Source organism: Achromobacter sp. T5-5, assembly GCF_055397965.1.
The window spans coordinates 3,390,706-3,404,226 of sequence record NZ_AP027919.1 but is presented as its reverse complement, the minus strand read 5'-3'; the positions used below and the strand labels follow the sequence as shown (position 1 = coordinate 3,404,226).

The window sequence follows — 13,521 nt, the reverse complement described above, 5'->3', positions numbered from 1 at the left end:
TCGCTTCTACGCGGTCAATGCGGGCGCCAGCATAACAACTACTTGTAACTGCATTGGCGCAAAATTCGACAAATCACTTCAATGATGCCCAGATTCGGACATTTCATTTGGCCGAATAAAGATAATCGCTAGCGTTTATTAACGAATATCGAAGCGCAGTTTCGATTTGCAGGGTATCTGCGAATAAATGTGTAATCGTATGCAATTGCGTGGCGAAATTGCCCCAGTCAGCGCGAGGGCGCTGGGGTGCGTATGGCCTGGCGGCGGCTGGGCGACGCCGTCGCGTGGCATGCATGACGCCGGGAGAATCGCTTACAGTCCGTACACCGGAATGGGCGGGATGCGTTTGGGGGGCGGGGGGATACGCCAGGAGGCTCTTCGCCGCAGGGCGCCCAGCAGTTTCAATCCTTGCGGCCAGTCGGCAAGGCCGCTGTCCGCATTGAGGTGGCCGGCGCCCGGGATGACGACGATGCGGCTGCCCCAGTCGGCCGCGAAAGCCATGGCGCGGTCCAGCGAGCAGTAGGGATCGTTATCGCTGGCGACCACCACGCTCTGGAACGGCAGGGGCTGGCGGGGAACCGGGGCGAAGCCGCGCAGGCATGGCGGGGTGTCGGGACGTTCGACGTCCGCGGGCGCGACGAGCAGCGCGCCGGCGACCTTGGCCCGAAGCGGCACGGGCAGGGCGGCGCTGATCAGGCAGCCGAGGCTGTGCGCGATGAGCAGTACCGGGCTGCGTGCTTCGTCGACGCTGGCGGTCAGGCTGGAAATCCAATCGGCGGCGCACGGGTTGTCCCAATCGTGCTGCTCGATGCGCCGGGCATGGGGCATGACGGCCTGCCAACGGGATTGCCAGTGATCGGGACCGGAGTTTTTCCAGCCCGGGACGATTATCGGTTGGAGTCTCATGCGGCACATGATGCCGCCGCGCTTTAGTAACTCAAACGAATTAATCGTCTTTTGCATATACGGCGTTCGGAATAAAGCGGGGCGCGGCGGCGATGCCGCGGCGCAATACGGAACGGCGGCAAAACCGCCCCGGAACCGGCCAAAAGCCGCGATATTTCAGTGTATGCTTGCCGTGCAAATGCACTGTCACGGGCGCGACATCAACGATATCCGGCCGTCCGCTCGTTGACGGATCAACGATTACAAGTCATTCGAGGAGTCCACTCATGAAGCCAGTATTCCGTCTGACCCCGGTCATCGCAGCGCTGGGCGTCGCCGCTGGTTTGGCGTTTGGCGCGGCCGCGCACGCCCAGACCATCAAGATCGGCGTCGTCGGCCCCACCACCGGCGCGGTCACGCAGTATGGCGATATGGTCCGTGAAGGGGTCGACACCGCGGTCGAGCGCATCAATGCCGCCGGCGGCGTCAATGGCAAGAAGCTGGAAACCGTCGTAATCGACGACGGCTGCGAGCCCAAGCAGGGTCCCGTCGCCGCCAACCGCGTGGTCAACAGCAAGATCGGTTTCGTGGTGGGCCACGTGTGCTCGGGCGCGACGATCGCCGCTGCCGACATCTACAACAACGAAGGCGTGGTGATGATCACCCCGTCCGCCACGTCGCCGGCCGTGACCGACGGCAAGAACTACGAGTTCATCTTCCGCACCATCGGGCGCGACGACCAGCAAGGCCCCGCCGCCGCCAAGTTCATCCTCGAAAAGATCAAGCCCAAGAAGGTCGCCGTGCTGCACGACAAGCAGTCGTATGGCCAGGGCATCGCCACCGCGGTCAAGAACGACCTCGAGAAGGGCGGCGTGACCGTTGCCGTCTTCGAAGGCATCAATGCCGGCGACAGCGACTATTCGGCGGTCATCACCAAGCTCAAGAGCCAGGGCGTGGACTTCGTCTATTACGGCGGCTATCACCCCGAGATGGGGCTGCTGCTGCGCCAGTCGGCCGAGCAGGGCGTGAAGGCCAAGTGGATGGGGCCGGAAGGCACCGGCAACCCGGACATCAATGCCATCGCGGGCGACGCCGTCGAAGGCATGCTGCTGACGCTGCCGGCGGACTTTACCCAGAACGCCGCCAACGCCGACATCGTGAAGGCGTTTGAAGCCAAGAAGCGCAATGCCGGCGGCGCGTTCCAGATGACCGCCTACACGGCCACCCAGCTCATCGCGGACGGCATCAAGGGCGCGGGCTCGGACGATCCCACCAAGGTCGCGAAGTACCTGCATTCGAACACCTTCGACACGCCGATCGGCAAGGTGTCGTGGAACAAGCAGGGCGACCTGACGAACTTCCAGTTCGACGTGTTCGTCTGGCACAAGGACGGCTCCAAGACCGTCTACAAGTAAACCGCGGCGCGACGGGTCCTGCGGGGCCCGTCCCGTGCACGGGCGGCGCCTGCCTGGCGCCCGAAAAAAAACCGGGCTGCAAGCGTTTCGCTTGCGGCCCGGTTTTTTTGTGCGGCAAAGAAGCGCGGCGTCTCGCTGCCGGCTTACAAGCCTTGCACGCGGCGGCCCGTGTCGGCCTCGAACCAGTGCAGGGGATGGCGGCCGTCGGGGCCGACATTGACGCGGGCGCCGACCTTAGCGGACGACTCGGACAACTGGCGCGTCGTGCAGCGCACCACCAGCGTGCTCTTGCCGCAGCGGCAGTGGACGAGCTGTTCCGAGCCCAGGGTTTCGACCATTTCGACTTCGGCGGGAATGCCCTGCGTATTGAGCAGCATGTGCTCGGGACGCATGCCCATGATGACCTTGCGGCCGCGCACCTGCGAAGGCACCTGCAGCGGCGAGATTTCGAGATCGTTGCCGTCGGCCGTCTTGACCGTGCCGTCGCCGGCCACCTGCACTTCCATGAGGTTCATCGGGGGCGAGCCGATGAAGCCGGCCACGAACGTGGAGGCGGGCTTTTCGAAGACTTCCATGGGGGTGCCGATCTGCTCGGGCACGCCCTGGTACATGACGATCATGCGATGCGCCAGCGTCATGGCCTCGACCTGGTCGTGCGTGACGTACAGGCTGGTGGTGCCCAGGCGGCGATGCAGCTTCATGATTTCGAGGCGCATCGCCACGCGCAGCTTGGCGTCCAGGTTGGACAGCGGCTCGTCGAACAGGAACACCTTGGGTTCGCGCACGATGGCGCGGCCCATGGCGACGCGCTGGCGCTGGCCGCCCGAGAGGGCGCGCGGACGGCGGTCCAGCAGGTGGCCCAGTTCGAGGATCTGCGCGGCGATGTCGACGCGCTTTTTGATCTCGTCCTTGGAGAACTTGCGGATCTTCAAGCCGTACGCCATGTTCTCGAACACGGTCATGTGCGGGTAGAGCGCGTAGTTCTGGAACACCATTGCGATGTCGCGTTCGGCCGGTTCCAGGGTGTTGACCACCTTGTCATCGATGACGATTTCGCCGCTGGTGACGGTCTCCAGGCCGGCGACCATGCGCATCAGCGTGGATTTGCCGCAGCCCGACGGGCCGACGATGACGATGAATTCACCGTCCTTGACGTCCATGTCGATGCCATGGATGACCGGCACGTTGCCGGCATAGGTTTTCTTGACGTTGCGGAAGCTGAGAGTAGCCATGAGTTATTCGTGTTCGGAGTCGTGTTCGGATGGGCGCGGCGTGGGGGTCATTTCTCAGTGTCGACCAAGCCCTTGACGAACCATTTCTGCATCAGGATGACGACCAGCGCCGGCGGGATCATGGCGAGCATGGCGGTGGCCATGGTGATGTTCCATTCGGTCACGCTGTCGCCGCCGCTGATCATCCGCTTGATGCCGATGACGACGGGGTACATGTCTTCCTGGGTGGTGACGAGCAGCGGCCACAGGTATTGGTTCCAGCCGTAGATGAACTGGATCACGAACAGGGCGGCGATGCTGGTCTTGGACAGCGGCAGCAGCACGTCGCGGAAGAACCGCACGGGCCCCGCGCCGTCGATGCGCGCGGCCTCGATCAGCTCGTCCGGCACCGTCAGGAAGAACTGGCGGAACAGGAACGTCGCCGTGGCCGACGCGATGAGCGGCAGCGTCAGGCCCGCGTAGCTGTTGAGCAGCCCCAGATCGGCCACGACCTTGTAGGTGGGCGCGATGCGGACTTCGACCGGCAGCATCAGCGTGACGAAAATCATCCAGAAAAAGAACATGCGGCCGGGAAAGCGGAAGTACACGACCGCGAATGCCGACAGCAGCGAGATGGCGATCTTGCCGAGCGAGATCGCCAGCGCCATGATCAGGCTCACGTACATCATGCGGCCGACGGGCGCGCCCGACGAACCGCCGGACGATCCGCCGAACAGGGCTTTCATGTAGTTGTCCACGAAGTGCGGACCGGGGATCAGGGACATCGGCGCCTGAGCGACTTCCTGCGCGGTCTGGGTGGACGCGACGAAAGTGACGTAGAGCGGAAATGCCACCATCGCCACGCCGCAAAGCAGAATGACGTGGGCCAGAATATCCAGCCAGGGACGGCGTTCAACCATTGTTATCAGCCTCGGACAAAATCAATACTGCACTTTGCGGTCGACGTAGCGGAACTGCACGACCGTCAAGGCAACCACAATGAACATCAGGACGACGGACTGGGCGGCGGACGAACCGAGGTCCAGGCCGCGGAAGCCGTCGCTGTACACCTTGTAGACCAGGATCGAGGTCGCCGTGCCCGGGCCGCCTTGCGTCGTCGTGTCGATCACGGCGAAGGTATCGAAGAAGGCGTAGATGATGTTGACCACCAGCAGGAAGAACGTGGTGGGCGACAGCAGCGGGAAGACGATGGTCCAGAAGCGGCGCGCCGGGCTGGCGCCGTCGATCGCGGCGGCTTCGATCAGCGAGCGCGGAATCGATTGCAGGCCGGCCAGGAAGAACAGGAAGTTGTAGGAGACCTGCTTCCAGACGGCCGCGATGATCACCAGGATCATGGCCTGGTTGCCGTCCAGACGAGGGTTCCAGTCCACGCCCGACTTGCGCAGGGCCACGGCCAGGATGCCGACGGAAGGCGAGAACAGAAACAGCCACAGCACGCCGACCACGGCGGGCGCGACGGCGTAGGGCCAGATGAGCAGGGTCTTGTAGAGTCCGGCGCCGCGGATCACGCGGTCGGCCATCACGGCCAGCACCAGGGACACGCCAAGGCCGACGCCGGCCACCAGCACCGAAAACACGGCGGTGACGCGGAAGGAATCGAGGTAGCTCTGTTGCGAGAACAGTTCGACGAAGTTGTCCAGGCCAACGAACTGCGAGGAAAGGCCGAAGGGGTCTTCAAGGCGCATGGACTGCCACATGGCTTGTCCGGCGGGCAGGAAGAAGAACACCACGGTAATGATCAACTGCGGCAGTAGCAGCAGATAGGGCAAGGTCTTGTGCCCGAATACAACGCGTTTTTCCATAGGGGGAACCCAAGGTACAGAAAAGCGGCGGTTGGAATAACCGCCGCCTGAAACCGCCAGCGCGCGTGCCGCGCGAGGCGCCCGGAGCCCGAAAAGCACCGGCACTCATAAAAACACGATAGGCTTAAAGCCCTAAAAAAACCAGGGCTTTAAGCCTCGTAAGTCCTTGTCGCGACATGGAAAATGCCGATTGACAAGGCGGCGGTCAGATCGCGCGAAAGGGCGTTACTTTACACTCTTCTCGAACTTTTCCAGCAACTCGTTGCCGCGCTTGACGATGTTCTCGGCGCCGTCCTTGGCCGAGACCTTGCCCGAAACGATGCGTTCGATTTCGGCGTCTTCGATTTCGCGGATCTGCGGCAGGAAGCCCAGGCGCAGGCCGCGCGATTGGGCGGTGGTTTCGACGTTGAGCTGCTTGACGCCGACCTCGGTGCCCGGGTTCTTGTCGTAGAAGCCTTCCTTCTTGGTCAGCTCATAGGCGGCCTTGGTGACGGGCACGTAGCCGGTCTGCTGGTGCCAGCGGGCGGCGATTTCCGGGCTGGCCAGGAACTTGAAGAATTCGGTCACGCCCTTGTAGACCTCGGGCTTCTTGTTGGCGAAGACCCACAGCGAAGCGCCGCCGATGATGGTGTTCTGCGGCGCGCCCTTGACGTCGGCGTAGTAGGGCAGCGTGGAGGTGCCGAATTCGAACTTGGCGTTCTTGGCGATGTTGGCGCGCAGGCCGGACGAGCCGGTGATCATGGCGCACTTGCCGCTGATGAAGAGCGAGTTGGGCTCGTCGCCGCGGCCGCCGTACATGAAGATGCCTTCCTTGCCCAGCTTGGCGAGGTTTTCCAGGTGGCGCACGTGCAGCGGGGTGTTGATGGCGATGCGCGCATCCAGGCCGCCGAAGCCGTTGTCCTTGGTGGCGTACGGCACGTTATGCCAGGCCGAGAAGGTTTCGAGCTGGGTCCACGACGGCCAGGACGTGGTGTAGCCGCATTCCTGGCCCGCGGCCTTCAGCTTCTGGCCGGCGGCGGCCAGCTCTTCCCAGGTCTTGGGGGGATTGTCGGCGTCCAGGCCGGCCTTCTTGAAGGCGTCCTTGTTGTAGTAGAAGACCACGGTCGAGCTGTTGAAGGGCATCGACACCAGCTTGCCGTCGGCCGACGAGTAGTAACCGGCCACGGCGCCGATGAATTCCTTCGGGTCGATCGGGTTGCCGGCTTCTTCGGACATCTGCTGCACCGGCTTGATGGCGCCCTTGGCGTACATCATGGTGGCGGTGCCGACTTCGAAGACCTGCAGGATGTCCGGGGCATTGCCGGCGCGGAACGCGGCGATGCCGGCGTTCATGGATTCACCGTAGTTGCCCTTGTAGATGGCCTTGACCTGGTAGTCGGGGTTCTTCTTGTTGAATTCATCGACCAGGCCATTGACGCGGTCGCCCAGGGCGCCTTCCATCGAATGCCAGAACTGGATCTCGGTGGCCGCATGCGCGGAAGCGCCGGCGAAAGCCGTCATGATGGCGGCAAATGTCAGGGCAATACGGTGGGATCGCATAAATGGGTTCTCCAGTTGGGCGTGTTGCGAACGGGGTGCCCGGCCGCATGAAACACGACACCTTATGAATTGTTTGTGACAAAACCGTGACTTTCACATCCCTACAAACGCCTGTCAAATTGCGCGTTTCAGGCGCGAACGAACATTTTGTATCCGCTTTGCCCGGGAATTCGACCGATTACAATCGCCGCCTATGAAAAACGAACTTTCGATTGCGTTCATCGGCAAGGGCGGCAACGGCGGCATCTGCGGCGCCCCGGCCCGTCGGGCGGCGGGCCGGCCCGGCAGAGTATGCGCCGCCGATGACCGTCATGTCATTGACATAAACCAGGATGCCCGGAGCGCCTGGACGGCCGCCGCCAGGGCTGCCGCCGCGGCCCGCGGCAGCGCGCTTGCGCGCTCGCGCGCGCGCAGGTTCGCGGTCACTGCACGGAACATCGAAGACGGTGTGGCTTGCGCGCGTCAGTCGCGGCAAGACGACACTTTGGCGGTCCGCGTGGCGGCGTGGACGGCGCTGGCCGGGGGGGCGGGCAAATGACCGCGGACGTTGCGCGCTTTCCCGCCATGACCCGTACCCAGTTCGGGGTCTCGGTGCTGTGCATGCTGGCCGTGGTGGTGGGCTCCAACATCCTGGTCCAGGTGCCGCTCAATGATTGGCTGACCTGGGGCGGGCTGTCATATCCCGTGGCGTTCCTGGTCACCGACGTGCTGAATCGCCGGTTCGGGCCGGCCGCGGCCCGCCGGGTGGTGTGGTTCGGCTTTGCGGCCGCGCTGGTGGTGTCGGTCTGGGTGGCGTCGCCGCGCATCGCGCTGGCCTCGGGCCTGGCCTATCTATGTGCGCAGCTCGTCGACATCCAGGTGTTCGACCGGTTGCGCGACCAGCGCTGGTGGCGCGCGCCGCTGGCTTCGGGCGTGCTGGGCGCGATCCTGGACACGGCGGTGTTCTTCAGCGTGGCGTTCGCGGCGAGCGGGGCGCCCTGGGTGACGTGGATGCTGGGCGACCTGGCGATCAAGCTGGCGGTCAATATCAGCATGCTGGCGCCGTTCCGCGCGCTGATGTGGAATCTGGCTCGGCCTGCGAACGCCTAGGCCCGCGTATCGTCTGGCGCCGTTCATGCGCGCGCCCATGGCATGTTTTCATGCCGGGGCGCGCGTTTTTATATTTGTGCGCGGCAAATGCATTGCATTATTAACGTGTGCATTAATCAGGCTCGCCGGGATTGAACTGACAGGGCGCGCAGATGCCCTGCAAATCGATCGTTGTGCAAGGGTTTCGGAAGAGCTTGGTAAGAGCTGTGTAAGACCCGCGTAAGTACTGTATTTAAATGCGAGATTAAACGACGTATTAATTACTGCGTATAACTACGTATAGCTACGTATATTTATTCGTCCACCCATGGCGCAAGCGGAAGACGCAAGCATAAATCTCGTTTTTTCACCAGTCATCGATGCAGGAATTTTTGCGATTTATCCAACGAATTCACGGACTTGCGGCCGCTATCCGTCCCGAATAAAAGGCCCTGACAAAATATTGGGGATTACACGCAGTGACAGTATGACGGCTTGCTTTCAGAATACCGCCCACACCGTGTTTTTGCCCAAGAAGCCGGCGACGGGCAATGCGGACAAAGGGGTACTCTCCCGATAACCCGTGTTGGACAGAGCCGCTCAAAACCTCGCTGGAGAACTCCGCATGAAGTTTCTGAATCGCCTTACCCCGGTAGCCATGGCGCTTGGGGCACTTGCCTTGGCTGGCGCCGCGCACGCCGCCGATACGATCAAGATCGGCATTCCCCAGCCCATGACCGGTCCCAACACCCAATACGGCGACCAGATCCAGGCCGGCGCGCTGACCGCCATCGAGACCATCAATGCCAAGGGCGGCGTCAAGGGCAAGAAGCTCGAACCCATCCTGATCGACGACGGCTGCGAACCCAAGCAGGCCGTGCCCGCGGCCAACCGCGTGGTCAATTCCGGCGCCAAGTTCGCCGTGGCCCATGCGTGCTCGGGCGTGACGGTCGCCGCCGTGAAGGTCTATGAAGAAGAGGGCATCGTCGGCATCACCCCGGGCGCCACGTCGCCGCTGGTCACCGACACCATCAAGCCGCACTTCTTCTTCCGCACCATCGGCCGCGACGACCAGCAAGGTCCGTACGCCGCCAACTACATCGCCAAGACGCTCAAGCCCAAGAAGGTCGCCGTGCTGCACGATAAGCAGACCTACGGTTCGGGCGTGGCCACCCAGGTCAAGGACGCGCTTGCCAAGCAGAACGTCAACGTCGCGCTGTTCGAAGGCATCAACGTCGGCGACAGCGATTACTCGGCCATCATCACCAAACTGAAGTCCGCGGGCGTGGACCTGGTCTATTTCGGCGGCTACCACCCCGAACTGGGCCTCTTGCTGCGCCAGTCGCGTGAACAGGGCCTGACCGTCCAGTTCATGGGCCCGGAAGGCACGGCCAACCAGGATCTGGTGGCCATCGCCGGCCCGGCCATCGATGGCCTGCTGGTCACGCTGCCGGCTGACTTCACCAAGCTGCCGGGCAACGAAGCCATCGTCAAGGCCTTCAAGGACGCCAAGCGCGATCCGGACGGCGCCTTCCAGATGCCGGCCTACGCCGCGGTCCAGATCCTTGTCGACAGCATCAACGCCGTTGGCGAAGACCCGGCCAAGGTCGCGGACTACATGCACAAGACCACCTTCAACACCGGCATCGGCAAGGTCGAATACGATGCCAAGGGCGACCTGAAGGACTTCGAGTTCGCCGTCTACAAGTGGGACAAGAACGGAAAGAAGACCCAGCTGTAAACACGCGATCCCGCCGGCGCGTTGCCGGCGTGTAGGGCCTGTCGTCTCCGTCTTGCCGTAATCCGCGTAGCGATGCGCCAAAAGCGCTGTGCGGCCGGCAAGGCGGCGATCACAGGCCCTTATGAAATACGCCCAGGTTTCCGGCTCCGGGTCTCACTACCGGGGCCGGAACCATTTGGAGCAAGAGAATCATGTCTGACCTCATACCCCAACTTACCCAGCAATTCTTCAACGGATTGTCCCTGGGAGCGATCTATGCGCTGATCGCCATCGGCTACACAATGGTCTACGGCATCATCGGTATGATCAACTTCGCCCACGGCGAAATCTACATGATCGGCGCCTACGTGGGCCTGGTCACTTTGACGGCCATCGGCACCGGCAGCGGCCTGCCCATGCCGTTCATCATTGCCACCATGCTGCTCGTGGCCATCGCCGTCACCGGCATCTACGGTTTTTCGGTCGAACGCGTTGCGTACCGGCCGGTGCGCGGCAGCCCCCGCCTGGTGGCGCTGATCTCCGCCATCGGCATGTCGATCTTCCTGCAGAATTGGGTGGCGCTCGGCCAGGGCGCACGCGACATGGCCGTGCCCGCGCTGGTGTCCGGCGCCGTGCAGTTCCAGATGGGTACCGATTTCGACGTGACGGTGCCGTACTCGCGCATCATGATCATCGTCGTGACGGTGGTGCTGATGGTGGCGCTGACGCTGTTCATCAAGTATTCCCGCATGGGACGCGCGTCGCGCGCCTGCTCGCAGGACATGCACATGGCCAACCTGCTGGGCATCGACACCAACCGCGTGATCTCGTTCACGTTCGTGATGGGCGCGATCCTGGCGGCGGTGGGCGGCGTGCTGATCGCCATCACCATCGGCAAGCTCAATCCCTTCATCGGCTTTCTGGCCGGCATCAAGGCCTTCACGGCGGCGGTGCTGGGCGGCATCGGCAGCATCCCCGGCGCCATGCTGGGCGGCGTGTTGCTGGGCCTGGCCGAAACCTTCGCGGCCGCCTATATCTCGTCACAGTACAAGGACATCGTGGCGTTCTCGCTGCTGGTCCTGATTCTGCTGTTCCGTCCCACCGGGCTGCTGGGCAAACCTGAGGTGGAAAAAGTCTGATGTCGAACAACAATCTCAAAAACGCCACCGTGGCCGCCGTGTTGACGGCGGTCATCGTCACGCCGGTCTTTGGCCTGCAGCTCATCCGGCAGGGGGCTCGCACCTCCATGGAATCGAACTGGTCGCTGGTGGCGCTTGCCGCCGCGGCGGTGTTCGTATTCCAGTTACTGCGGCCCTGGATCGCCATTCCATTCCAAAAGCTCAAGACCGGGCTGCCGACCTTGTCGGCGGCGCCCGCCAAGACCCACAAGCCGCTGATGTTCCTGCTGTTGGCCATCGCGGTGATCTGGCCGTTCTTCGCGGGCCGCAGTTCGGTCGACATCGCCACGCTGGTGCTGATCTACGTCATGCTGGGCCTGGGCCTGAACATCGTGGTCGGTTTCGCCGGCCTGCTCGACCTGGGGTTCGTGGGCTTTTATGCGGTGGGCGCCTATACCTACGCCTTGCTGTATCACTGGGGCGGCTGGAGCTTCTGGGAGGCGCTGCCGTTCGCGGGCGCAATGTCCGCGCTCTTCGGCTTTGTCCTGGGCTTTCCCGTGCTGCGGCTGCGCGGCGACTATCTGGCCATCGTGACGCTGGGCTTTGGCGAAATCATCCGCCTGCTGCTCATCAACCTGAATACGGTGACGGGTGGCCCGGACGGCATCTCCGGCATTCCCAAGCCCACGTTCTTCGGCCTGGAAATGACGCGGCGCGCCAGCACCGAGGGCGACCAGACGTTCCATGACTTCTTCGGGCTGACGTTCCAGAACCAGGACTTGGTGATCTACCTGTACATGATGGCGCTGTTGCTGGCGCTGGTGACGCTGTTCGTGTCCACGCGCCTGATCCGCATGCCGGTGGGCCGCGCCTGGGAGGCGCTGCGCGAGGACGAGATCGCCTGCCGCTCGCTGGGCCTGAACCCCACGCGCATCAAGCTGTCCGCGTTCACGCTGGGCGCCATGTTCGCGGGCTTTGGCGGCGCGTTCTTTGCCGCGCGCCAGGGCATGGTCAACCCGGAATCCTTCACCTTCATCGAGTCCGCGCTGATCCTGGCCATCGTGGTGCTGGGCGGCATGGGGTCGCAGGTGGGCGTGATCCTTGCGGCCATCCTGCTGACCGTGCTGCCCGAGCTGGCGCGCGAGTTCGCCGAGTACCGGATGCTGATGTTCGGCCTGGTGATGGTGTTGATGATGATGTGGCGTCCGCAGGGGTTGTTGCCCATGAAGCGTCCCCACGTGGAGCTGTCTAAATGAGCGAGGCATTGCTGAAAGTATCCGGCCTGACCATGCGGTTCGGCGGCCTGCTGGCCGTCGATAGCGTGGCCTTCGAGGTCAAGTCCGACGAGGTGTTCGCCATCATCGGCCCCAACGGCGCCGGCAAGACCACCGTGTTCAACTGCGTGGGCGGGTTCTACGCGCCCACGGCGGGCGAAATCATCATGGACGGCAAGCCCATCACTGGGCTGGCCAGCCACAAGGTGGCGCGCCACGGCCTGGTGCGCACGTTCCAGAACGTGCGCCTGTTCAAGCAGCTCACCGTGCTGGAGAACCTGCTGGTCGCGCAGCACACGCAGGTGGAGGCGCGGCTGCTGCCCGGCCTGCTCAAGCTCAAGGGCTACCGGCAGTCCGAAGCCGAGGCGCTGTCGCGCGCGGCGCAATGGCTCGATTTCATGGGCCTGCGCGAGTTCGCCAACCGCGAAGCCGGCAACCTGGCGTACGGCCACCAGCGGCGCCTGGAGATTGCGCGCTGCATGATCACCAAGCCGCGGCTGCTGATGCTGGACGAACCGGCGGCCGGCCTGAATCCCCAGGAAAAGCGGGACCTGCAATCGCTGATCGACCAGTTGCGGCGCGAGTTCGGCGTCGCGGTGCTGCTGATCGAACACGACATGAGCCTGATCATGGGCATTTCGGACCGCATCCTGGTCATGGAACATGGCAAGCCCATCACGACCGGCACCCCCGACCAGGTGCGCAACGACGAGCGCGTCATCAAGGCGTATCTGGGGGAGGAATGATGCTCAAGCTGGAAAACATACACACCTACTATGGCGCCATCCAGGCGCTCAATGGCGTGTCGGTGGAAGTCAACAAGGGCGAGATCGTCACGCTGATCGGCGCCAACGGCGCGGGCAAGACGACGCTGCTGATGACGGTCTGCGGCAACCCCCGGGCCCGCGAGGGCAAGATCACGTTCGAGGGCGAGGACATCACCCACAAGGAAACGCACCACATCATGCGCAGTGGCATCGCCATTTCGCCTGAAGGCCGGCGCGTGTTCAAGGACCTGACGGTCGCCGAGAACCTGATGATGGGGGGCTTTTTCGCCAAGCGCGACGAGATCCAGGCGGGCATCGACCATGTCTATGGCCTGTTTCCGCGCTTGAAAGAGCGTGCCAGCCAGCGCGCGGGCCTGATGTCGGGCGGCGAACAGCAGATGCTGGCGATCGGCCGTGCGCTGATGACCCGTCCGCGCCTGTTGCTGCTCGACGAGCCCACGCTGGGCCTGGCGCCGCTGGTCATTGCGCAGATCTTCGACATCATCCGCGAGATCCGCGAACAGGGCGTGACCGTGTTCCTGGTCGAGCAGAACGCGAACAAGGCATTGGGCGTGGCCGACCGCGGCTACGTGCTGGAAAACGGGCGCGTGGTGTTGCAGGACACCGGCGCGAATTTGCTGGTCAACGACCAGGTCCGCAAGGCGTATCTGGGCGGTTGACGTCTTCCCCGCGAAGGAAGC

The 13,521-nt window shown here is 63.2% G+C and carries 13 protein-coding genes; 8 read left to right on the top strand and 5 right to left on the bottom strand.

Annotated features, from left to right (window positions below; all coding sequences use genetic code 11):
- Positions 1-312 precede the first annotated feature (312 nt).
- Positions 313-906, bottom strand: a complete 594-nt coding sequence (locus tag ACZ50Q_RS15475) for an RBBP9/YdeN family alpha/beta hydrolase (RefSeq protein WP_092575740.1) — start codon at positions 904-906, stop codon at positions 313-315.
- A gap of 266 nt (positions 907-1,172) precedes the next feature.
- On the opposite strand from ACZ50Q_RS15475, the gene ACZ50Q_RS15470 reads away from it, so the two are divergent.
- Positions 1,173-2,300 (top strand): branched-chain amino acid ABC transporter substrate-binding protein, encoded by a 1,128-nt coding sequence (locus ACZ50Q_RS15470; RefSeq protein WP_092575742.1) that lies wholly within the window; start codon positions 1,173-1,175, stop codon positions 2,298-2,300.
- Between the two features lie 143 nt (positions 2,301-2,443).
- Here ACZ50Q_RS15470 and ACZ50Q_RS15465 read toward each other — a convergent pair whose 3' ends face one another.
- From ACZ50Q_RS15465 to ugpB, 4 genes are all read right to left on the bottom strand, one after another.
- The gene (locus tag ACZ50Q_RS15465) at positions 2,444-3,532 is read right to left on the bottom strand and encodes a sn-glycerol-3-phosphate import ATP-binding protein UgpC (protein ID WP_076520988.1); all 1,089 of its coding nucleotides are present in this window, start codon (positions 3,530-3,532) and stop codon (positions 2,444-2,446) included.
- A gap of 47 nt (positions 3,533-3,579) precedes the next feature.
- Complete coding sequence (gene ugpE, locus ACZ50Q_RS15460; protein ID WP_076520987.1) at positions 3,580-4,431, bottom strand: sn-glycerol-3-phosphate ABC transporter permease UgpE; 852 nt, start codon at positions 4,429-4,431, stop codon at positions 3,580-3,582.
- A 21-nt stretch (positions 4,432-4,452) separates the two neighbouring features.
- Positions 4,453-5,334 (bottom strand): sn-glycerol-3-phosphate ABC transporter permease UgpA, encoded by an 882-nt coding sequence (gene ugpA / locus ACZ50Q_RS15455; RefSeq protein WP_092575745.1) that lies wholly within the window; start codon positions 5,332-5,334, stop codon positions 4,453-4,455.
- Between the two features lie 225 nt (positions 5,335-5,559).
- Positions 5,560-6,873 carry a sn-glycerol-3-phosphate ABC transporter substrate-binding protein UgpB gene (ugpB, locus tag ACZ50Q_RS15450; protein ID WP_076520985.1) on the bottom strand — a complete coding sequence of 438 codons (1,314 nt, stop codon included), beginning with the start codon at positions 6,871-6,873 and terminating at the stop codon, positions 5,560-5,562.
- 193 nt (positions 6,874-7,066) lie between these two features.
- Here ugpB and ACZ50Q_RS15445 point away from each other — a divergent pair, with 193 nt between their 5' ends.
- The 7 genes from ACZ50Q_RS15445 (at position 7,067) to ACZ50Q_RS15415 (ending at position 13,500) form a co-directional block, all read left to right on the top strand.
- Positions 7,067-7,411, top strand: a complete 345-nt coding sequence (locus ACZ50Q_RS15445; RefSeq protein ID WP_464078879.1) for a hypothetical protein — start codon at positions 7,067-7,069, stop codon at positions 7,409-7,411.
- Positions 7,408-7,962, top strand: coding sequence for a queuosine precursor transporter (locus tag ACZ50Q_RS15440; protein ID WP_092575751.1), 555 nt, complete (start codon positions 7,408-7,410; stop codon positions 7,960-7,962). Before ACZ50Q_RS15445 ends, ACZ50Q_RS15440 begins: the two co-directional genes overlap by 4 nt.
- A gap of 604 nt (positions 7,963-8,566) precedes the next feature.
- Complete coding sequence (locus ACZ50Q_RS15435; protein ID WP_076520982.1) at positions 8,567-9,682, top strand: high-affinity branched-chain amino acid ABC transporter substrate-binding protein; 1,116 nt, start codon at positions 8,567-8,569, stop codon at positions 9,680-9,682.
- A 191-nt stretch (positions 9,683-9,873) separates the two neighbouring features.
- Positions 9,874-10,800 carry a high-affinity branched-chain amino acid ABC transporter permease LivH gene (gene livH / locus ACZ50Q_RS15430; protein WP_076520981.1) on the top strand — a complete coding sequence of 309 codons (927 nt, stop codon included), beginning with the start codon at positions 9,874-9,876 and terminating at the stop codon, positions 10,798-10,800.
- Entirely contained in the window at positions 10,800-12,035 is a 1,236-nt protein-coding gene (locus tag ACZ50Q_RS15425; RefSeq protein WP_175493063.1) for a high-affinity branched-chain amino acid ABC transporter permease LivM, read from the top strand. Before livH ends, ACZ50Q_RS15425 begins: the two co-directional genes overlap by 1 nt.
- Positions 12,032-12,799 (top strand): high-affinity branched-chain amino acid ABC transporter ATP-binding protein LivG, encoded by a 768-nt coding sequence (gene livG, locus ACZ50Q_RS15420; protein WP_092575756.1) that lies wholly within the window; start codon positions 12,032-12,034, stop codon positions 12,797-12,799. Before ACZ50Q_RS15425 ends, livG begins: the two co-directional genes overlap by 4 nt.
- Positions 12,799-13,500 carry an ABC transporter ATP-binding protein gene (locus tag ACZ50Q_RS15415; protein WP_076520978.1) on the top strand — a complete coding sequence of 234 codons (702 nt, stop codon included), beginning with the start codon at positions 12,799-12,801 and terminating at the stop codon, positions 13,498-13,500. Before livG ends, ACZ50Q_RS15415 begins: the two co-directional genes overlap by 1 nt.
- Positions 13,501-13,521: the final 21 nt, after the last annotated feature.

Coding starts and splice junctions, on each gene's coding strand:
- ugpB (WP_076520985.1), bottom strand. CDS start 6,873: ATGCGATCCCACCGTATTGCCCTGACATTTGCCGCCATCATGACGGCT.
- ACZ50Q_RS15470 (WP_092575742.1), top strand. CDS start 1,173: ATGAAGCCAGTATTCCGTCTGACCCCGGTCATCGCAGCGCTGGGCGTC.
- ugpA (WP_092575745.1), bottom strand. CDS start 5,334: ATGGAAAAACGCGTTGTATTCGGGCACAAGACCTTGCCCTATCTGCTG.
- ACZ50Q_RS15445 (WP_464078879.1), top strand. CDS start 7,067: ATGAAAAACGAACTTTCGATTGCGTTCATCGGCAAGGGCGGCAACGGC.
- ACZ50Q_RS15415 (WP_076520978.1), top strand. CDS start 12,799: ATGCTCAAGCTGGAAAACATACACACCTACTATGGCGCCATCCAGGCG.
- livH (WP_076520981.1), top strand. CDS start 9,874: ATGTCTGACCTCATACCCCAACTTACCCAGCAATTCTTCAACGGATTG.
- ACZ50Q_RS15440 (WP_092575751.1), top strand. CDS start 7,408: ATGACCGCGGACGTTGCGCGCTTTCCCGCCATGACCCGTACCCAGTTC.
- ACZ50Q_RS15465 (WP_076520988.1), bottom strand. CDS start 3,532: ATGGCTACTCTCAGCTTCCGCAACGTCAAGAAAACCTATGCCGGCAAC.
- livG (WP_092575756.1), top strand. CDS start 12,032: ATGAGCGAGGCATTGCTGAAAGTATCCGGCCTGACCATGCGGTTCGGC.
- ACZ50Q_RS15425 (WP_175493063.1), top strand. CDS start 10,800: ATGTCGAACAACAATCTCAAAAACGCCACCGTGGCCGCCGTGTTGACG.
- ACZ50Q_RS15475 (WP_092575740.1), bottom strand. CDS start 906: ATGAGACTCCAACCGATAATCGTCCCGGGCTGGAAAAACTCCGGTCCC.
- ACZ50Q_RS15435 (WP_076520982.1), top strand. CDS start 8,567: ATGAAGTTTCTGAATCGCCTTACCCCGGTAGCCATGGCGCTTGGGGCA.
- ugpE (WP_076520987.1), bottom strand. CDS start 4,431: ATGGTTGAACGCCGTCCCTGGCTGGATATTCTGGCCCACGTCATTCTG.